20 protein-coding genes are annotated in these 21,375 nt (G+C 41.8%); all 20 read right to left on the reverse strand.

Going from position 1 to position 21,375, the window contains the following annotated elements; all coding sequences use genetic code 11:
- The coding region (locus D8877_RS08975; protein ID WP_221761542.1) for an SPM autocatalytic domain-containing protein at positions 1-2,796 on the reverse strand (2,796 nt) is incomplete at its 3' end.
- 444 nt (positions 2,797-3,240) lie between these two features.
- Entirely contained in the window at positions 3,241-4,038 is a 798-nt protein-coding gene (locus D8877_RS08980; protein ID WP_125341236.1) for a formate/nitrite transporter family protein, read from the reverse strand.
- Positions 4,039-4,151: 113 nt separating this feature from the next.
- Entirely contained in the window at positions 4,152-5,099 is a 948-nt protein-coding gene (gene mmuM / locus D8877_RS08985) for a homocysteine S-methyltransferase (RefSeq protein ID WP_061591817.1), read from the reverse strand.
- Positions 5,100-5,224: 125 nt separating this feature from the next.
- Positions 5,225-5,923: a glucosaminidase domain-containing protein gene (locus tag D8877_RS08990; RefSeq protein ID WP_061591818.1), complete on the reverse strand. Its 699-nt coding sequence runs from the start codon at positions 5,921-5,923 to the stop codon at positions 5,225-5,227.
- A gap of 147 nt (positions 5,924-6,070) precedes the next feature.
- Positions 6,071-6,658 carry a ribosome biogenesis GTP-binding protein YihA/YsxC gene (yihA, locus tag D8877_RS08995; RefSeq protein WP_002915299.1) on the reverse strand — a complete coding sequence of 196 codons (588 nt, stop codon included), beginning with the start codon at positions 6,656-6,658 and terminating at the stop codon, positions 6,071-6,073.
- Between the two features lie 10 nt (positions 6,659-6,668).
- Complete coding sequence (clpX, locus tag D8877_RS09000) at positions 6,669-7,898, reverse strand: ATP-dependent Clp protease ATP-binding subunit ClpX (RefSeq protein ID WP_002917310.1); 1,230 nt, start codon at positions 7,896-7,898, stop codon at positions 6,669-6,671.
- A 51-nt stretch (positions 7,899-7,949) separates the two neighbouring features.
- Complete coding sequence (locus D8877_RS09005; RefSeq protein WP_002895584.1) at positions 7,950-8,120, reverse strand: hypothetical protein; 171 nt, start codon at positions 8,118-8,120, stop codon at positions 7,950-7,952.
- Positions 8,121-8,122: 2 nt separating this feature from the next.
- Positions 8,123-8,635 carry a dihydrofolate reductase gene (locus D8877_RS09010; protein WP_125353101.1) on the reverse strand — a complete coding sequence of 171 codons (513 nt, stop codon included), beginning with the start codon at positions 8,633-8,635 and terminating at the stop codon, positions 8,123-8,125.
- Positions 8,636-8,759: 124 nt separating this feature from the next.
- Positions 8,760-9,599 (reverse strand): thymidylate synthase, encoded by an 840-nt coding sequence (locus tag D8877_RS09015; protein ID WP_125353103.1) that lies wholly within the window; start codon positions 9,597-9,599, stop codon positions 8,760-8,762.
- Positions 9,600-9,703: 104 nt separating this feature from the next.
- Positions 9,704-10,663 carry an ROK family glucokinase gene (locus tag D8877_RS09020; protein WP_125353106.1) on the reverse strand — a complete coding sequence of 320 codons (960 nt, stop codon included), beginning with the start codon at positions 10,661-10,663 and terminating at the stop codon, positions 9,704-9,706.
- Between the two features lie 755 nt (positions 10,664-11,418).
- Entirely contained in the window at positions 11,419-11,829 is a 411-nt protein-coding gene (locus D8877_RS09025; RefSeq protein ID WP_061591823.1) for a GNAT family N-acetyltransferase, read from the reverse strand.
- A gap of 71 nt (positions 11,830-11,900) precedes the next feature.
- Entirely contained in the window at positions 11,901-12,488 is a 588-nt protein-coding gene (locus D8877_RS09030) for a hypothetical protein (protein WP_061591824.1), read from the reverse strand.
- Positions 12,485-14,353 carry an ABC-F family ATP-binding cassette domain-containing protein gene (locus tag D8877_RS09035; protein WP_061591825.1) on the reverse strand — a complete coding sequence of 623 codons (1,869 nt, stop codon included), beginning with the start codon at positions 14,351-14,353 and terminating at the stop codon, positions 12,485-12,487. Before D8877_RS09035 ends, D8877_RS09030 begins: the two co-directional genes overlap by 4 nt.
- Positions 14,350-15,549, reverse strand: a complete 1,200-nt coding sequence (locus D8877_RS09040) for a CCA tRNA nucleotidyltransferase (RefSeq protein WP_125341237.1) — start codon at positions 15,547-15,549, stop codon at positions 14,350-14,352. Before D8877_RS09040 ends, D8877_RS09035 begins: the two co-directional genes overlap by 4 nt.
- Complete coding sequence (gene dapB / locus D8877_RS09045; protein WP_061591827.1) at positions 15,546-16,313, reverse strand: 4-hydroxy-tetrahydrodipicolinate reductase; 768 nt, start codon at positions 16,311-16,313, stop codon at positions 15,546-15,548. Before dapB ends, D8877_RS09040 begins: the two co-directional genes overlap by 4 nt.
- Positions 16,314-16,354: 41 nt before the next feature.
- Positions 16,355-17,203, reverse strand: a complete 849-nt coding sequence (locus D8877_RS09050; RefSeq protein ID WP_125341238.1) for a DegV family protein — start codon at positions 17,201-17,203, stop codon at positions 16,355-16,357.
- A 2-nt stretch (positions 17,204-17,205) separates the two neighbouring features.
- Complete coding sequence (locus D8877_RS09055; RefSeq protein WP_002915309.1) at positions 17,206-17,580, reverse strand: DUF1149 family protein; 375 nt, start codon at positions 17,578-17,580, stop codon at positions 17,206-17,208.
- Between the two features lie 125 nt (positions 17,581-17,705).
- Positions 17,706-19,667, reverse strand: a complete 1,962-nt coding sequence (locus tag D8877_RS09060; protein WP_125353109.1) for a PTS fructose transporter subunit IIABC — start codon at positions 19,665-19,667, stop codon at positions 17,706-17,708.
- A complete protein-coding gene (gene pfkB, locus D8877_RS09065; RefSeq protein ID WP_002906648.1) occupies positions 19,664-20,575 on the reverse strand; it encodes a 1-phosphofructokinase in 912 nt (303 codons plus the stop codon). Before pfkB ends, D8877_RS09060 begins: the two co-directional genes overlap by 4 nt.
- Positions 20,572-21,315 carry a DeoR/GlpR family DNA-binding transcription regulator gene (locus tag D8877_RS09070; RefSeq protein WP_002897650.1) on the reverse strand — a complete coding sequence of 248 codons (744 nt, stop codon included), beginning with the start codon at positions 21,313-21,315 and terminating at the stop codon, positions 20,572-20,574. Before D8877_RS09070 ends, pfkB begins: the two co-directional genes overlap by 4 nt.
- Positions 21,316-21,375: the final 60 nt, after the last annotated feature.

Genomic DNA, 21,375 nt, shown 5'->3' on the forward strand with positions numbered 1-21,375 from the left:
TGATCCTCCTTGAATCGTCATATCTTTGAGATAAGCTGAGATTGAATCATCGCTCTCAGTACCTTGAATGACTCTCAGAGGATGTGCTGCCGAATCCTGATCCAGAACTGTGCCGTCGTCAAACTCCAATATGAAGTTCCGGTTACTGCTGTCAGAGCGGAAATATTTGAGAGTCAACTGGTCTTCTGTACCCTTCACCTTGATAACGATATCTGAAGAACCACTGGCATAAGTTTGAAGATCAGATGGACGGATTCCATTGATAAATTTAATCTTGTTCCGACCATAACCATCAGAAATCGTATCCTGACCATAGCCTAATCCGAAGATGTAGGTATCATCACCATAACCGCCAGTCAACTCATCATTACCTACACCGCCGTCTAATATATTATTTTGCTTGTCTCCTTGGACATTATCATCTCCCCCGGAAGCCATAACAAAAGCTTGCCTTTCCGTCGCCTGTAAACTTTCTCCCTGTTCGCTACCCATTACGACCTCTCCAGCTCCTATCATAATAGCCTTGAGGTAGTCATGAGACATAGAGCCAAAGTAAGTCTTAAAGTCCTGATAACCACCGATACCCTGATTCTCCATGTGTTTGAGATAACCTGCTACATCGCTTAACTGGATTCCGTCTTTGACCTTCAGATAGCCCGGCAATACCGACTTGAGAAGCTCAAGATCAATGACCTTATCTTCCTTAATCTGTATAAGAGGTACTACACCAGAGAGGTGGCTGCTGCTCATCATAGCATAGTAATAATAATCTACCATCTTCTGATATAGTTCCTTGAGAATTGGTGCTGAACTTGCGTGTGGATTAGCCCCTGAAGTCCCAGTATAATCACGCCCTAGGAGAGCTTCTATAACCTGAAGCTGTTTGGCATCTATAGCAGTTCCTCGACTGTTAGAGGCAATATTTTGAGCTCCTGCCATCTGAGTTAGGATACTTTCAACTAGCTGACGTCTCTCTGCTACATCGTAAGACAAGATAAATCGACCCACCTTATCCTTGAGTTGACCTGTAACATCCATTGCCATTGCCTGATGGAGAGAAGGGATATTACCCGAACCAGCTACATTTGGCAAAAAGCGGACTTCCAGCGGAATAACAATATCATTGAGTATCTTAGTATCATAACCTCTCTTCTTGACCCAATATTCAGTCGCATCCCCAGTCTCACCGTTCGCCTTGATAAATTTGGCGCTATTACCGAAAATAACCTCCTCGTGACCACCCAATTGACTCTTTAGGTAGTTAAGCTGAATAGCAGCTACCCCTGCTTGTGATAAACTGCGTAGCTCTTCTTTTTCAGAAATACCATTTTGGTTAGCATCTTGCCAAACTTGAAGACGACTGAAATTAGCATCTTTATCATCAATAACCTTATCACCATTTGTATCTTGCTCCATCAACGCCTCAAAACCAAACCTTGCAAGCTTACCATTAGATAAACGATAGCGATCCCCAAAAAGCTCATTGCCATCGTTTATCACGCCATCCCCATTCTTATCCAGGGCTAACAGAGCATCATCACCTTGAATCCAATTAACTCGCTCTGCAAAACCATTTCCATCCAAATCAAAATGAACGCCCTTATCCAAGGATGTTGGCTTGAAGCCATCCCCTAATAAATCAAGCACAAGCGGGTCAAGGTTCGGAGTTTCGCTTGCTTTGTCAGCATCACCATCCCATCTTTTTGCTGCTCCATCACGAAGAAAATTCTCAGCTCCATCTGCCGCCATTTCTGCCAAAACAGCCTCTAAAATAGCAGCTGACAAGGTTAGTCTATTTTTTGGAGTAAGCATCAAAGGTAGAGCCGCAAGCAATTTGGTTGAATATTTACCAACAGAACCAGATGAATTTATAAATCTATCTCTTGGATTTTTTGTATAGGCCTTTTTTACATCCCTAACCCCTTCGTATAAGGTTTGAACAATATTTAAAGCATCAAAAGCAGTAATTCTCCCTCCTCCCTCCTCAATAAAATCAGGGAGATATTCATCTGGTACGGTATAGTTTTTACTATTGATTTTTTCTATCCAATCGTCAACGATTTTTCCGACTTTCCTAACCTTAGGTCCAACTTTATCTTCAATTACTCCCCCAATATCTTTAAAACCAAGTCCTTTTTCAACATTAACATGCTTCTCTTTTTCTATAATTTCCTTACTATATTCTTCAATTGTGTTACCTAAATCATAAATAGTTTTGGTGAAATTATAAAAATCATTTAAGCTTTTCTTTACCTTTTCTAAATCCAAATCTGATTTCGAAGACTGCTTATCATCCGATTGTTTCGGATTCTTCTTTTGTCCTGGATTATCACTATTTTTTTTATGGATCGGGGGTACATAAGGATTGGAATCGGGACTGGAAAATTGACGATAAGTTTTAAGGAGATAGTATACTTCTCCACCAGTTGGTGTAGATTGTTGATTTCCTGAAATATTAGACGAGTTATTTTCTTCGTCCAATTCTCTCACACCGTAAATAGCAGCAGAATCTTTAATCGGATCTGTGATTGGTTTGACATTAGCAATGACACTAGCCTTGATAACTGGAGGCTTTGCAGGATTAACTTCAGCAACTACACTAACTTCGTTTCTTGTGATTTCTTCAATTGAAGAAATAGATGTTTTTTTATTTTCGTCGTTTTTCTGCTCCGCGATTCCACTAGCAACTGCTCTTTTCAGCATATTTTGCAAAGCTAAATCAAAAAGTCTGCTATCATTGACTCCATCCTGTTTTAAATCCTCTTTAAGCACTTGCGACATTTTACCATCTGCCATCATTTTACTCCTTATATAATTTACTGGTATAATACTATATATGGTAAGTGAAAATTTCGGCCTTGGATGCTATCTCGTTTTTATGATAGATAATCGAAAAAACAAAGAGAATAAAAGAGTTAGGAAAATAGATTATCAACAGAACCTTTTATTTAATTGCATCAGGTGATTGAAATATTACTTTTCAAAAAAACGTCAGTTATCTTTATATAGTATCATTGTCAGTATAACAAAAAATCACTTAACCTGTCAATCGCTTTTTTATCATACTATCTTCTTCAATTATTTTATTAGGTTTAAAAAAAATCCCCTACTAGTTGCGAGTGAACTAAATCTACTAAAATAGCTTATCACAAACAAATAACAATGGGTTATCAAATTTGTCCATAGGATTCTATTTATTTTAAGGAGACATCAAAAAAAGGATTCGAAAATCCTTTTTTGTCAGTCCACATAATTACTTTCTTCCTTATTAAACCAAGCGTATGGCAAACCTATGAGTAGACCACCACCGATGAGATTACCGATAAAGGTTACGCCCCAGTGGCGTAGGATATTTCCAATACCAAAATTTTGCACTTCCGCTGCTGCTGAGCTGAATTTCACGATAGCAAAGGAAGCAAAGTTGGCTGCCAAGTGTTCGTTAGTCAGGAATACAAACATATAAATAGCTGATATAACTAAGAAGAGCTTAGCTGTACTATCCTTGACCAAAACGAAGGAAAGAATAGCGATATTAACAAAGATATTGGCTAACACTCCCTCGAGCAGAATCAGTTCATTAGATCGAGCAAGCTTCATCTGCACAACACCAGATATGAAACTATCTTTGTTAAGCCCTGCATAAGCAGCCGAGTTAGCAAAGAGCCAGCCGGCAATCAAAGCGCCAATCAGATTGAAAAAGGTACAATAAAGCAAAATCATCAAGGCTTTTTTCCAGTCAATCTTCTTCAAAAAGGTACCAGCAGTCAGAAACATCATGTTGGAAGTCATCAACTCTGCATTTAGAAAGACAATGTAAGCCAATCCCCAAGCAAAGATGAAAGGAAAGAGAAAACGCCCAGTTCCTGGAACGATTTTATTCGTCAAATCTGCCGCAATGGCTCCAGCCCCAGTACTAAAGGTTAGGAAAGCTCCAGCAAAGATGGAACGAACAGCATACTTGGCCTTGCTTTTATCAAACAAAGCTTCTTTCTTGCGGCAAGCTGCTTCAATTTTAGGGATAAATGTCGATTCAGGCATAAAAATTTCTCCTATTAATTTAAACTATGTATAGTATATCACAAAGTTCTTGTTTTTGATAGCGTTTTCGAGAACCTTTTTAAATTTTCTAAAAAAGGATTGAAAATCTATTTTCAACCCTTAAATCCTTTTGCTAACTGATCAATATCTTCTGGCCGTGTTCGACAGCAACCACCAAAAAGACGCACTCCTTGATTTTGCCAAAGTTTACTATTTTCCAGCAAGCTTCGCTCCTGCTCTGGATCATCGTGCCAAGTTTTGGTCAAGCCATTATAAGTTTCGCCAGAGTTTGGATAGGTCAGAAAAGGTTTGTTGCACACTTGTCCAAGCCCATCTAATAAAGGAGTAATTAAATGTGGAGCTGTACAGTTAAAACCAACTGCTAAGACTTGTGGACTTTCTTGAGCCAAGTTTCCTAAATCCTCAATCTTAGTGCCATCTGATATAGCTGTCTCCGACTGGGCGACAAAGGACAAATAAGCCTCAGCCTGCGGAAATTCCTCAGCTAAAAGCCGGAGGATTGCTGCCGCTTCTGCTCCATTTGGAATCGTTTCAATAGCCAATAAATCACAGCCTGCTTCTAACAAAGCTTGAATACGAGGTCGATGAAACTCTTGGAATTCTTCTTCACTCAGCTGGTAGTCTCCCGTATACTCCGAACCATCAGCTAAATAGGCAGCATAAGGCCCTACCGAGCCTGCAACCAGAGGATAGGGCCGCTGCTTTTGTTCTTCCGGAGATAATGCTTGCCAGACGTTTTCGATTGCTTTTTTTGCTAAGAAGGCTGTCTCTTTTAAAAAATCATAACCCTTTTCAGGAGTCAGTCCTGCCTCTATAAATGCTGAAATACTGGCCTGATAACTGGACGTAGTGATGATATCGCTGCCAGCTCTCACATAGCTTTCATGCACATCTTGAATAATCTGAGGCTGGTCTAATAGGTATTGAGCGGACCAAAGCTTACCAGATACATCATAACCCAGGCTTTCCAACTCTGTACCCAAGGCTCCATCTAAAATAATAATCTCTTGCTTTTCAAGCAAATCTTTAAATTTTCCCATGAAACACTCCTAGAATCTACTTAAGTGAGCAGGATCAACACTAGCAAATACGAAAATTCGAAACTAGAGAGAGAGACCGGCAAGGAGACATAAAAAAGAGGTCTCCCTCTTTTTTGTTGTCTTCATTAAAATCTATTCGCCCAGGCAGTATCGACATCCAAGATATCTTGAGTAGTGTATTGCTGGCGATAGGGATTGTAAACGATATAGCCAGCACCAGACTCATAGAGTGGTGAATCAAAGCGAGTCAAATCGTATTTTTCAATAATATAATTCAATTTAGCATTGTAACTAGTATCTGTCGCATAGACACCAGTCAGGGCAGCTGTTGCATCCTGATAGGTTGGCGCATTGCTCTTCCATGCGCCTGCAAAATGCCCCTGTTTGAGAACCGCAACATAGTCTTGCAGAGACTCTACATAGCTAGGATATGAACGGAAACTGTCGTTGATGGTATAAGCATTTCCCTCTCCATCATCTTCCCAAGTCTCCATATTAGCAGATTGGCCATCATAGTGACCTTTGATACCGAAAAGGTTATAATGAGGTTCACCAGACAGACCAGACTGCCCTGATCCACTTTCTAAAATAGCCTGTGCAATCATAACAGAAGCATAAAGATCATTGTCCTGTCCCAACTGACGCGCTGGCTCACCGATTTGTGAGATGAAGTAGTCTGTTTGATTCATAGGCTGCTGATCGCTATTATTGGCACTAGCAGGATTAATATGCTTGGCCAAGACAAAACCAACAGCAATCGTTGTTGTCATGATGAATAAAGCTGAAAGGATTCTCTTACCTTTTTTTGAAATTCTCTTTTTCACAGCACTTCTCCTGAATAAGATGTTAATGATACCATTGTAACATACTAAAGATTAAAAAAACACTATTGATAATTTACAAGTATATGACATTTTTCGTTTTATTTCAAAAAATCCAACTCAAAAGCAAGTTGGATTTAATTCGTATTATTAAATTTTTGACAAAATCGCGTCCCAAGCAGCATCTAAGCCATCCTTGGTGACTGAGGAAAAAAGAATGAAATCATCATTTTTATCAAAGTCAAGCTTTTTCTTAATAGCTGACTCGTGCTTATTCCATTTTCCGCGAGGGATTTTATCAGCTTTGGTCGCTACTAGGATAACCGGAATGTCATAATATTTCAGAAATTCATACATCTGCACATCATCTGCGCTCGGATCATGACGAAGATCAACAAGGCTGACAACCGCTCTGAGATTTTCACGACTGGTCAGATACTCCTCAATCATCCGGCCCCATTTTTCACGCTCTTTTTTGGAAACACGGGCATAGCCATAACCTGGCACATCGACAAAACGCAGTTTGTCATCAATGTTGAAAAAGTTTAGCAGCTGAGTTTTTCCAGGTTTTCCTGAAGTTCGCGCTAAATTCTTACGATTAAGCAGTGTATTGATGAAGCTGGACTTTCCGACGTTTGATCGGCCAGCCAAGGCAATTTCTGGAATATCATCTTGAGGGTAATGCGATTTATTGGCTGCACTCAGCAAAATCTCTGCGTTGTGGGTATTGATTTCCATAAGCACCTCGTTAGGCAGTTTCTAGAATAGGCTTATCTGTTCCATCTACTGCTTCTTTGGTAATACGGACAAGTTTGACATTTTCCTGACTTGGAACTTCAAACATGACATCCATCATAGTTTCTTCAATGATAGAGCGAAGCCCTCGTGCACCTGTTTTACGTTCAATCGCTTTATTTGCGATCTCCTGCAGAGCATCCTCGTCAAATTCAAGCTTAACATCATCATAAGACAGAAGTGCCTGATACTGCTTAATAAGGGCGTTTCTAGGCTCTTTCAGAATACGAACCAAATCATCAACTGTCAGTTGCTCCAGAGCAGCAAAAACAGGCAAACGGCCAATCAACTCAGGGATAATTCCAAACTTTTGAACGTCTTCTGAGATAATTTCCTGCATATAGGACCCATCTTCGTCAATCGCCCGGTTATTCTGACCGAAACCAATGATTTTCTCACCCAGACGCTGTTTTACGATTTCTTCAATACCATCAAACGCACCGCCAACAATGAAGAGAATATTCTTGGTATCAACCTGAATCATTTCCTGCTGCGGATGCTTGCGTCCACCTTGCGGCGGAACACTAGCTACAGTTCCTTCAATAATCTTCAAAAGGGCTTGCTGAACTCCTTCACCCGAAACATCACGAGTGATAGAGACGTTCTCACCTTTCTTAGCAATCTTGTCAATCTCATCGACATAGATAATGCCGCGTTCTGCACGCTCAATATTAAAATCAGCTGCCTGCAAAAGCTTGAGAAGAATATTTTCCACATCTTCCCCGACATAACCAGCTTCAGTCAGAGCTGTTGCGTCCGCAATGGCGAAAGGCACATTGAGGCTGCGAGCTAAAGTCTGCGCCAGGAAGGTCTTACCTGACCCGGTCGGGCCAATCATCAAAATATTTGACTTTTGAAGTTCCACATCTTCTTCTTCTCGGCTGTCGTGGTAGTTAATACGCTTGTAGTGATTATAGACCGCCACGGCTAAGGCACGCTTAGCTCGGTCTTGCCCGATAACATAGTGGTTCAAGATATTAAGCAGCTCCTGAGGTTTTGGTACCTCAGACAGATCTGCTAGTACTTCCTCGGCTAGCTCTTCACGGATGATCTCCTGCGCCAGCTCCACACATTCATTACAGATAAAGGCATTGTTACCAGCTATAATCTTCTGCACCTCATCTTGGTTCTTCCCACAGAAAGAACAAAAAACCATCATATCATCATTACGACTTGTAGGCATTGTTTACTCCAATTCTAAAATTCTAAATCTATTTATTTTCTTTCGTACATGTTAAAAAAGTGTCATATAAAAAGCATGAATGGAATTTACTAAGTTTGTAAAAGCATTCAGCAAAAATAAAGCCGCCAGTCCAAACCGCTTTTTCCGAAAGGTTTGAACGGCACAAATAAGACAAATGACACATAAAAAGGCCGTAAAAAAACCAAAAATACTACGTTCCATTCTTACGAGTCCTTCCTTTGGTATCTTTTTATAGTGAAATCATAAAGATTCTTTTCATCTTTGGCATGAAATTCACTGCTAACTTCCTGATAAGGAGCCCAGTCAAATGTCTCAGGGAAATAGGTATCTCCTTCCAGCTTAGCAGCAATCTGAGTCTGAATCAATTCTTCTAAAAACGGCTCAAAAGCCCTGATAATTTGCGCTCCGCCGATAATATACAAGTTTCTATCCTGCTTGTGGTACCACTCCAAGACATCTTCCACATTGCTGAACAGCAAGATATTTTCATTGTCAATTTGATAGTTCTTGTCCTTGCTCAAAATCAAACTGATTCGATTTGGCAAAACGCGACGCTGCAGACCATCAAAGGTCACACGCCCCATCAAAATAGCATGTCCAGTCGTCGTTGCCTTAAAATGCTGCAATTCTGCCGGGAGATGCCAGGGCATGACCTTGTCTTTTCCAATCAGACCATCCTCTGTCTGAGCCCAAATGGCAATAATCTTTTTTGTCATCCTTTTATCCTTTGTATTAGTAACTCTATTCTATCAAATTTGCTGTAAAAAGGCATGTTTAAAGTATAATTCAAGCAGAACTTTTGCAGAGGTTGGCAGTTTTCGCATACACTCATCAAAATCGTTAAATAGCCAAATCAAACTTCAGCTGAGGTTTTACTGGATCATAGTCTAATAACTCAAAATCTTCTGCTTTGATATCGAAGAAATTGGTTCCATCCGGCACATTTAAAACGAGCCGAGGTTGACAGTCGCTAGGTTCCCGACGCAATAGCTCCTCCGCCTGCTCGAACTGATTGTCATAGATGTGCAAGTTATTGATAAAGTAAAAGAACTTACCGACCTTCCAGCCAAAATGCTTGGCAATCATCATCTGCAGAGCCACATACTGCATAGCATTGATGTGGTGAGCAACCAACATATCATTTGAGCGCTGAGTCAGAGTCGCATCCAGATAAATGTCTTCATCTACACGCCGAACGTCAAACATGGTCTGAAAAGCACATGGAAGCAAGCCATCTGTTTCTTCAAAAGCTTCATAATCCCAGAGAGAGATGATATTGCGACGATTCCAAGGATTATCTTCCAGCTGTTGAAGAATTTTATGGATAATATTGTGCTTCTTGACAACAGCTCCGTAACGCTGCCCGATAGTCCCCGTATCGCCAACTTCCCAATCATTCCAATAGTGAACATTATACTTGTCGTTGAGGAGTTCCAGACTATTGGACTGGTCTTGATAGATCCAAAGGACTTCCTTAATGGCAGACTTGATGGCAATAGGGCGCAGAGTCGTGATTGGGAACTCGCCCTTGCTCAAATCATATTCCGCAAAAGAACCAGTGATATATTTAGAGTTAGCTACATTTCCATCCTTGTAGCGCGGACGAGCATTTTCAGAAAAAACACCCTGCTCCATAATCTTTTTAATATTCTCTTTGAAAATCGCATCTGCTAGCGTCATGATTTCTCCTTCATTCAGTGAGCTTTTTCTAGTATAGCAAATTTTCCATAAAAATTCTCCTACAGACCTTTCTGCAGGAGAACAAATGAAGCAAACTTGTTGAATTATTGTAAAACCAATGATGCTGCCCCGATAACACCAGCATCATTTCCAAGAGTAGCCAAGGCCAACTTGGTTGAAGTACGAACCTGCGGGAAGCTATTCTCTTCATAAACCTTGCGTACGCCATCCAGCAGGAAGTCACCCGCAGCTGATACGCCACCACCAATAACAATTGTAGATGGATTTAGGATAGAGCCGATATTGGCACAGGCGATTCCTAGATAACGAGCAAAATTGCGATAGACAATCAGAGCCAGCTCATCGCCTTCTTTCGCCAAGTCAAAGACAATCTTTGCATTAACATCTTCACCGTTGTCAATCAGTTTTTTCAACTCGGCATCACCAGCATACTCATCAGCATAGCGGCGAGTCAGATTGACAATACCAGTCGCAGATGCAACCGTCTCCAAGCAGCCCTTCTTGCCACAGGTACATTGAATCGGCTGATCAAAGTCAACAGTGATGTGGCCCAACTCCCCTGCTGCTCCAGCAAGTCCGTGCAAGAGCTTGCCTTCGGCAACAATTCCTCCGCCAACACCTGTACCCAGTGTCATAAAGACTACATCAGGCTGGTTTTCTCCAGCGCCCATCCAACGTTCACCCAAAGCAGCAACGTTAGCGTCGTTGTCAATATAGAAAGGAATCCCAGTCGCTTTTTCAATCTTATCCTTGACCGGCTGCAGCGTCTTCCAATTGAGATTGTAAGCACCGATAACAGTCCCTTTCTCACGGTCAACTACTCCTGGCGAACCCATACCAATCCCGATAAAATCCTCTGCTGAAAGCTGAAGTAAGTCCAAACGGTGCAGGATCGACTCAACCATATCATCTACGATGTGGCTACCTTCGTCCAAAATATTGGTTTTAATGGACCATTTTTCCTGGATTTCGCCCTCTGAAGTCAAAATAGCAAACTTAATAGATGTTCCACCAAGGTCAATTCCGATTATTTTTTTCGACATGATGTTCTCCTCTGTGTTTTATTTATCATCATTATATCAGATTTTTTCAGTAAGGAAAAGGTTTGCATAAAGAAAAGTGAAAATCAACAAAAATCTAACTTTGCTACTTCTCTTAGCCACTTTTATCCTTTACTTTCTTGTACTAGTAATTTCTTTTTCTTAACCAATGGCTTATGGTTAGATTCTATCCTCCACTCTCTTTCATAATACTTCATTGAATCATATATACGTTCCAGAAACGTTTCTTCAAGAAAAATCAACGGGATAATTAAATCAACTTGATTTTTAAAGACGCGCTTCTTATTTTTACGTACAATAGCTGAAGTTTTACAAAGTCCCTCGACGTCATTAAAATTTATTTCAATTCTGTAAGAAGTTGTAAACCTGTTTCGTATTATACGAAAATTTATCTCTGACACATCTTTCCATGAAAAAAATTCTCTATCAGCCACTAGAGAAGGCTTATAATAGAAACCGTTCACCGTTAGTCTAACGAACTCTTTGTCAGCAAAAAGAAGACTCCAAGAAGCGAACAAAATTAGATATAAAATCAAAAGTAATACTAATAAAATGTAAGAATAAAAATATGTCAGTCGATTTTCCAAAACGATAAAACAGACAAAAAAATAAGACAAAAAAATAGAAAATAAACTATTAAGAATTGCCCAAAAAAGTATTTTTTTCGAACTTCTTTTTATTATTCTTTCTTGCACTATTTTTCACCAATAATCTTTTCTATATTTACTCATCCTAACTCACAACTCTTTTGTAAAATAATATCTTTCACCAGTATAGGGGTATTCTTTCAACGCGAACACTTCTGTATAGCCGTGCTGTTTATAAAAATCTGGGGCTTGAAACCGATACGTATCCACAAATGAATATTTGCATTTTCTTACTCTGGCTTCTTGTTCAGCCCTACACATTATTTTTGAGCCTATGCCTTGCCCTCGTAAATCCTCACTCACATACAAATATTCAATCTCCAGCCAATTACCAAAAGTTTCGGCCGCCATACCAGCCAGCAGATTTCCTTGTTCGTCTTCTACATAGATGTTAAGAGGCTCACTTTTGGAGGACTCTCTTTTAGAGCGATTGTAGGATCTGATTAAATTTCCCAGTTCTTGTGTCTTCTTCGAGTTGGTATTTTCCAATCTTAGTTTCATAGATGCCTCCGTTCCATCTCTAAAGGTTTTAGATTTACAGTTTATGAAACTGTTCGGACTATATCTTCACTTTAAATATCCTTCTGATTTGCTTGCCATTGATTATGGTAATCCATCATCGTTTCATAAATATATTTTGGTTTCTCTTTTTTCAATAACATAAGAGTAATTTCTAACGTTTCAGGAATACCAAACTTATATCTTTTGCTCTTTCTAGAAGCAAGCCTACTTCTCTTCAAAACTGCAGGATCCACTGAATGAAAACAAATCGTCAAAATATGACTCTTATTGAATAATTGATATTTTGCATAATGTCGAATACGTTCAATTCTATAGTCTATTCTCTGGATTTCTTCCCAACTATAAAACGAAACTTCTCTAAAAAGAAGGGGTTTAAAGTAAAAGCCCTGTTCCGTTAGACGAAGAAAACGTTTATCCCTAAACAAACAAATCCATACCAAAATAGAAAGAAAATCAAAAACAATTGTACCTATCACTAAAAATATTTTTTCAATCTCAGAAATATTGGAATCGAATAATAGGTATCCGTTTTTAGATGGTAATACAAGAACTGCAGTCATAAAGACAGCAAGAGCGCCCGCCGATATAGCTATGATGAATATCTTCAACCAGCTCTGCCTAAACACTACTTCATTCATTCGTTTAACCCACTCAGGTATTCATAGCGCTCGTATTTTTCCAGCAGCTTGTCATTCTGCTCATCCAGTTCTTGCTGGAGTTCAGACAGGCGAGTAAAGTCCGAACCATTCTCCTGCATGGCCGCTTCAATCTCAGAAATCCGCTCCTCCAGCGCCTCGATATCGGCCTCAATAGACTCCCACTCCTGCTTTTCAAAGTAGGTCATGCGCTTTTTCTCCTCACGCACTTTGGCCGATTTTTCCTTTTCCGCCTTTTGGGAAATAGCAGAGCTTTCTGCCAGAAAGGCTTTTTCATCCAGGTAATCCGTGTAATTACCGAAAAACTCTCTGATACCCCCATCTTCAAAAGCTAAAATCTTGCTAGATACCTTGTCTAGGAAATAACGGTCGTGGCTGACTGTAATAACTGGCCCGGCAAAGCCTTGCAGAAAATTCTCCAAGACCGTCAGAGTCGCAATATCCAAATCATTGGTCGGCTCATCAAGAAGCAAGACATTCGGCTTTTCTAAGAGCAGCTTGAGCAGATAAAGTCGCTTTTTCTCTCCACCAGAAAGCTTTTCGATTAAAGTCCCATGAGTAGAACGAGGAAAAAGAAACTGCTCCAAGAGTTCTGCAATGGAAGTCGTCCCGCTGCCTATCTTGACCTCCTCAGCCACTTCTTGCAGGTAATTGATTACCCGCTTACACTCATCCAAGCCCTCAATCTGCTGAGAGAAATAGGCCACTCGGACTGTCTCTCCGATAATGAGCTGACCAGCCTGAGGCTGAAGTTTACCGGCAATCAGATTAAGCAAGGTTGACTTGCCGACACCGTTATCTCCAACAATCCCAATGCGGTCCTTGTTCTGGATCAAAAGACTGAACTGAGAGAGAATAGGCTTCTGGTCATAAGCAAAGTCTACATTTTGAAACTCGATAACCTTCTTACCGATACGACTGGTTTCGAAGTTCATTTCCAGATTGCTCTCAGTCGTCTGGCCTGCCAAATCTTTCTTGAGGTCATGGAAACGATTGATACGAGCCTGTTGCTTGGTTGCCCGAGCCTGAGGCTGCCGTCGCATCCAGGATAACTCCTGCTTGTATAGTTGCTGCTTTTTGTGGAGTAAGGCCGCATCCCGTTCATCCTGCTCCGCCTTAAGACGGACATAATCTTGATAATTTCCTTGGTATTCAATCAAGCGACCGCCATCTAGCTCAAAAATCCGAGTTGAAATGTTATCCAAGAAATAGCGATCATGGGTGATGAAAAGCACGGTCTTCTTGGAATTTTTCAAGAAATGGGTCAGCCATTCAATGGTATCAATATCTAGGTGGTTGGTCGGCTCGTCCAGCAAGAGCAAATCGGCATCACCTAAGAGAACCTGAGCCAGCTGAACTCGGCGACGAAGACCTCCTGATAACTGACCAACCTTAAGTGACAGATTAGTCAGACCAAGCTTGGACAGAACCGTCTTGACCTGACTTTCGATTTCCCAAGCATGGAGCGAGTCCATCTCGGCCATAACCGCTTCTAGTCTTGACTGTTGGCTTTCATCATAAGCCGTCAGGAGCAGCTCATATTCTCGAATCAACTGCATTTCCCGTAAATCACTTGATAGAACAGTGTCAAGCACCGTCTGCTCTTCATCGAAATCAGGCTCCTGAGTCAGATAAGCAATTTTATAGCCCGTCTTAGCAGAAAAAGGGCTGACATCTCCGTCAAAGCCCGACTTGCCTGACAAGACATCCAGCAGCGTTGTCTTTCCTGTTCCATTAACACCAATCAGACCAATCCGGTCTAGCTCATGAATGATAAAGGAAATATCCCGAAAAACAGTCTTATCTCCTACTGATTTGGTTAGCTTGTCAACGATAAAATCGCTCATTTCTTCTCCTCGATATAAGCATAAATGGCCTCTAAGTCATTAGGTAAGCAGCCGTCTACAATAGCGTGTTCCAACTCTTTCAGAATTTGACCCAGTTTTGGTCCTGGCTCAAAGCCGAACTCCCGCATCAGCATGCCGCCATTGACCACCATTTCCTGCTTGCTGCGAATAGTCAGACTGGCATCAAGATTCTGAATCGCAGAGAAATCAACTACCAAACCTTGCGCCTGTCGAAGCTCCTCTGCTTGTAGCAATAAGTCTATATCGTAATCATAGCAGTCCCGCTTGGTCAAGTCTCGTTCTGAGCGGATGGCCGCAATCTCAACCAAATCTTCTACTTTCTTGGCAAATTCACGAGAGGTCTTCCATTTTTTTAGAAAACCTTTAACATTTTGAACATCTAAAGCCAGTAAAAGCGCTGCCCAAGCTTGCTCGGATGCTGAAAAGCAAAAATCTGAAGCCAAGTCAAAGAGCCGTTCTAGCTTAGCTCTGCTTCCTTTTAAATCTGGTAAAAATTCAATAGCACCGCTTGTCAAGAGTGCTTCTAAACCCTTGCGCCAGAACGGAGCCAGCAAGAGCTTGTCGAACTCGATAAAAATTCGTTCAACTGAAATTTTTTCAAGCAAAGGAGCACAATCCTTCATAGCATCAAAAGTATCTTGCTCTAAATCAAAATCCAAGGCAGCTTGAAAACGAAAGCCCCGCATGATGCGGAGAGCATCTTCATTAAAACGCTCTGCTGCCGTTCCAACTGCCCGCAAAATCTGATTTTCCAAGTCAACCAAGCCTTGGAAAAGATCAATAACCTGGCCGTTTTCATCCAAAGCTAGAGCATTGATGGTGAAATCGCGCCGCTTGAGATCTTCTTCCAACGAGCGCACAAAAGAAACCTTACTAGGCCTGCGGTAGTCCACATAGACATCCTCGGTCCGGAAAGTCGTCACTTCGTATTCGCGGTTATTTTCCAAGACCAAGACGGTTCCATGCTCAATCCCCACATCAACTGTACGGTCAAAGATACGCTTGGTTTCCTCAGGATAGCTGGAGCTAGCGATATCCACATCGTGAATAGGTCGCAGCGAAAGAGCATCTCGAACAGAGCCCCCAACAAAATATGCTTCAAAGCCAGCCGCTTTTATCTTCTCTAATACTGGCAAAGCCTCCTGAAATTCAGAAGGCAGAGTTTCTAATCTCATAGTAAATGTTCCAATCCATAGACTAATTCTGAGCGTTTGACAACTTCTTTAATGGCAAGATTAACTCCTGTCATAAAGGAAGCACGGTCATAGGAATCATGCCGCAGCGTCAATCCCTCTCCCTGGCTGCCAAAGATTACTTCTTGATGGGCAACCAGACCAGGCAAGCGAACCGAATGGATACGCATGCCATCGAAATCAGCTCCTCGGGCGCCAACTATAGACTCTTCCTCATCAGCAGCTCCCTGCTCCTTGCTTGATCTGACTTGACTGATGAGCTCAGCTGTCTTGATAGCTGTCCCACTCGGTGCATCCTTTTTCTGGTCATGATGCAGCTCGATAATTTCTATATTTGGGAAATACTTAGCTGCCTGAGCCGCAAACTGCATCAGCAAAACAGCTCCCAAAGCAAAGTTTGGTGCAATCAATCCGCCCAGCTTCTTTTCCCTAGACAATGTGATTAACTCTTCCAACTGCTCTGGAGTAAAACCTGTCGTTCCAACCACCGGGCAAAATCCCTGTTCCAGAGCGAAGCGAGTATTGTCATAAGCTACTTTTGGGGTTGTAAAATCAACCCAGACATGGGCTTCCAGACCAGCCAATTCTTCCTTAGCATTGAAGACAGGAACACCAGCCACTTCTTTTTCATCCGTGAAAGGATCCAGCAGTCCAACTAATTCTAGTTCAGGATCTTCTGTCACCATTTTATAGGCTGCTTGACCCATTTTCCCTTTAAAACCAGCAATAATAACTTTGATACTCATGTTTCTCCTCCTTACAGAGACAAGCTCAGGCACTCAGACAATCAAATTACAGGAATATAAGCAAGTGCAACACTACCCCTGCCTAGGTGCGTCCCGATAACACTGCCAAAGGTTGCGATAGGAACTTCGCCAGCAATACCGCTGTCTAGCAGATGTTGCCGTAGCTCAGCTGCTTTTTCTGGCGCATTGCCATGGATAACCATAATCTGACAAGCACCGCCTGCTGTTCTTTCTTGGACAAGTTCCAGCATACGCTTGGTAGCCTTCTTCTCCGTCCGAATCTTTTCAAAAACCTCTATCACACCATGATCGTTAAAATACAGAATAGGCTTGATGCTGAGCAGATTTCCCAGAATAGCTGCACCGTTAGACAGGCGTCCTCCTTTGACCAAGTGGTTCAAGTCATCCACCATGATAAAGGCGCTGGTGCCATCAATCTGCTTTTGAACATTAGCTAAAATTGTTTCAAAATCTAGGCCTTGTTCTGCCCATTCTAGAGCTGATTGGGCCATGATACCGAGCGGTGCACTGGTAATCTTGGAATCCGGAAAGGCAATTTTCAAACCATGAAACTCATCTTTTAGATACTGAATATTTTGGTAAAAACCAGAAATACCGCTAGATAGAAAGAGCCCCAGAACATGGGTATAGTCCTTGCCATCTAGAATGGTGAGAATCTCTTCTAACTCAGCAATGCTAGGCTGACTGGTCTTGGGCAGTTCATCTGACTGAGCCATTTTTTCATAAAATTCACTAGCTGTTAAGTTTCTGCCTTCGACATAAGACTCACCAGCAATCACGACTGGAATATCCAAAACGAAAAGATTTTCATTCTCCAGTAGGGAAGCCGGCAGATAGGCCGATGAATCTGTGATAACCGCTAACCTCATGATTAAAACTCCAAATTAATGCCCGGCAAATCCAGAGCAATTTCTGTTACTTCATAAGTCAAGCGGTTGAGCATGGTCAGGCAAGGCCGAGCCAGCTCTTCTACTTCATCGTGGTCAAATTCACTTGGTTCCTCAATAAGACGACCGTGAATGTGGTTGGCTTGCGAAATGGTTCCGCTGATAACAAAATTCTCAAAAACAATCATAAAGGTCAAAATCACAATCAATGAAGTTGTGTGAGCTTCGACGTCTCTTTTGACCAATTGGAAATTCACATCAACCTTGGTTTCAGGTGTTCCATTTTCTTTTTCCCACTCAAAATTTCGGGCGTCAAAATGGTATTGACTAACAAATTCTTTTTCGCGCTGTATGTTCATTTTTATTCTCCTAAAAATATGCGATAGGCCCATTATACCATATATCGAGCGAAGTTTCCATGCTAAAATTTGCAGGCCAGAAAACACAAAAAAGAATCTCACTGACAAGCGAGATTCTTTAAATATTATTTTTTAAGTGGTTTGCGCAGGTAACCAAAGATAATACCGCTGACTAATGCACCAATCAATACATATACCAAGTAAAGGATTGGATTATTTGTCAAACCGATAACGAAGATTCCTCCGTGAGGAGCCATGAGCTTGATACCTGACAATCCTACAAGAGCACCTGTTAGAGCTGAACCTACGATAAAGCTTGGAATAGCACGGGCTGGGTCAGCAGCTCCAAAAGGAATCGCTCCTTCTGTGATGAAAGATAGTCCCATGACGATGTTTGTCAAACCTGAATCACGTTCTTCTTCAGTGAATTTATGTTTGAACAAAAGAGTTGCAATAAATACTGCCAAAGGCGGAACCATACCAGCTGCCATTACCGCTGCCATAACAGGCGAACCACCAGTTGAAACAGTGCTTGCAAGTGTACTAGTACCAAATACGTAAGCAGCCTTATTAACCGGCCCACCCATATCGACAGCCATCATACCACCGACTAAGAGACCGAGGAGGACAGCAGAGCTTCCGCTCAGACTTGCCAAGAAATCATTCAAGGCTGTATTGATTGCTGACATTGGAATATTGACCGCCAACATCACAAATCCAGTCACAAGAACGCCAAGAAGAGGCAAGAGCAAGATTGAACGGATACCTTCAAGTGAACGAGGCAGACCTGCAAGAAGCTTGCGAAGAAGCAAGATAACACCACCGGCTAAGAATCCTCCTACCAAAGCACCAAGGAAACCAGATGATACACCAGTTAATTCAAGAGTCTTCTGACCGCCTTCAGCATAGGCAACACCACCAAATGATGCACCGCTGCTCGCAATTGCTCCAGCTACAAAACCAGAAACCAGACCTGGCTTTTCAGCGATTGAGTAAGCGATATAACCAGCTAATACCGGCAACATGAAACCAAATGCTGCTCCACCAATTGCTTTAAACTGCGCTGCAATCTCATGATAACTTCCCAGATTAGAAAGCTGATCTTTTGGTACACCTAAGATCTGATCCAGCAAGAATGCAATGGCAATCATAATCCCGCCACCAATAACGAATGGCAACATTTGGGAAACACCGCTCATCAAGTGCTTGTAGAAAGCGCCGCCCAGACTAAGTTTCTCATTGCTGGATTCTGCAGCACCGCTACCGTTAGCTGCCTTGTAAACCTCTGCATTTCCAGAAAGGGCCAGATTGATCAGTTCTTCTGTCTTACGAATACCGTCTGCAACTGGACGATTAATTAACGGCTTGCCGTCAAAGCGGTTCATTTCTACCGCCTTATCTGCAGCAATGATAACAGCCTTGGCATTTTTGATATCTTCTGCTGTCAGTTTATTTCCGACACCGCTGGCACCGTTGGTTTCAACCTTGATGCCGACACCCATTTCAGCAGCGACCTTCTGCAAGGCCTCTTGAGCCATGTAGGTATGCGCAATCCCTGTTGTACATGCTGTTACAGCCACAAGGAAGTCTCCGCCTTCATTGGCAGGTTCAACGACAGCAGGTTCTTCTGCTTTTTCCGAAGCTTGGTCAAAGAGCTCAACCACCTGATCAGGCGAAGTCACTTGGCGCAATTTATCCGCAAAACCATCCTTCATCAGGTATTGAGACAATTCAGCCAAGGCAGCCAAGTGAGTATCGTTAGCGCCTTCTGGAGCTGCAATCATGAAGAAAAGATCAGTTGGTTGGCCATCCAAACTTTCGTAATCTACGCCTTTATTTGACTTGGCAAAAAGTACAGTAGCTTCTTTCACTGCAGCATTTTTGCTGTGGGGCATAGCGATTCCGTCACCCAAACCTGTAGAAGTCAAGGCTTCACGAGCCAAAATCCCTTCTTTGAAAGTCTCAAAGTCTGTCACATAGCCATGATTCACTAGGCTCTGAATCATTTCTTCGATAACAGCTTTTTTCTCTGTTGCCTGCAAGTCTAGCAACATCACATCTTTTCTTAGTAAGTCTTGAATTTTCATATTTTTTCTACCTCTACTTTTTCATAGATTTCTTTTATATAATCAGCTGTCGCCAAATCATCTGAGAAGGTGGTCGCCGTTCCGCAGGCCACTCCCCATTTGAAGGCTTGAATAACATCACCAGAGCGGACAAACTCTCCGGTAAATCCAGCCACCATAGAGTCGCCAGCACCAACAGAATTTTTCACATTGCCCTTGATAGGTTTAGCGAAATAGGCACCCTCTCGAGTTACCAGCAAGGCACCGTCACCAGCCATGGAAATGATGACATGTTGGGCACCCTTGTCTAAGATTTGACGGGCATAACTCTCAATCTGATCCAAGCTTTCGAGCTTGACTCCGAAAATATCACCTAGTTCGTGGTTATTAGGTTTGACCAAGAGCGGCTCAAACTCTAATGAATCAAGCAACGTCTGGCCTTCAAAGTCACAGACGACTTGCGCTCCTGTCTTTCTGGTCAGGCCAATCAACTCCTTGTAGACAACATTTCCTAGATTTTTAGGACTGCTGCCTGCGAAGACTACCGTATCTTCTGAGGTCAGAGAAGAAAGGAACTTCTCAAGTTCTTCTAGTTTCTGACTGGAAATTTCTGGACCAGGTCCATTAATTTCTGTCTCAGCATCTGCTTTAATCTTGACATTGATACGAGTATCCTGCTCAACTTCTACAAAATGGCTTGAGATTCCTTCCTCTTCCAGAGTATCTGTGATGAACTTGCCAGTAAAACCACCGATAAAACCAGTCGCTGTATTCTCAATACCTAGACGTTTGAGAACTCGGCTAACGTTGATTCCCTTCCCGCCAGCGAATTTGTCGTCACTGTCCATCCGATTGACGCTTCCTATAAGGACCTTGTCCAGACGAACAATATAGTCGATGGAAGGGTTTAGTGTGACAGTATAAATCATACCTCAATCACCTCCGTTTTTTCTTTCAGCGCTTGAATCACTTCCGATTCATTTTGAATAGTAATAATGCTTGCTTTGGCAAGAGGAGCGACCTTGACAAAGGACGTCTGTCCTAGTTTAGAAAGATCAGCCAAGACATAAGTCTTCTTAGCATTCTCCAAAATCGCTCTTTTGACAGCTCCTTCCTCCATATCTGGAGTGGTAAAGAAGCCATCGTCAATGCCATTCATCCCAATAAAGGCCTTATCGAAATTCAACTGACCGATTTGATTTAGGGCAACACCGCCAATGCTGGCATCCGTTGAGCGCTTGACCTTTCCGCCGATAATGACTGTCGGGATATTACGCTCTACCAACTTGGTCGCATGGTGAATGGAGTTAGTGACGACTGTCACTCTAGGGTCATGCAGCTCATTAACTAAAAGCTCATTGGTTGTCCCCGCATCAATAAAAATCACATCATGCTCTTGAATCAAGCTTGCTGCCATCTTGGCAATAGCTGTCTTTTCTTGAATGCTTTTGATAGATTTTTCCTGATTACTCTCCTCTTCTTGTAGAAAATGAAGGCTCTCGGCTCCACCATGAACTCGTCGCAGTTTATGCTCGCTCTCCAGTTCATCCAAATCTCTTCTGATAGTTGATTCTGAAGTGTTTAAAGCATGTACTAGATAGTCTAAAGAGACAAATTTTTCTCTTATGACTGTCTCTAGAATAACTTGCTTTCTTTCCGACTTCAGCATAAAGCACCTCCTTTGAAATCGTTTACGATTATTATTATACCTCTTTAATTTTCAATGTCA

Source organism: Streptococcus sanguinis, assembly GCF_003943735.1.
In the GTDB taxonomy this organism is placed as follows: domain Bacteria; phylum Bacillota; class Bacilli; order Lactobacillales; family Streptococcaceae; genus Streptococcus; species Streptococcus sanguinis_E.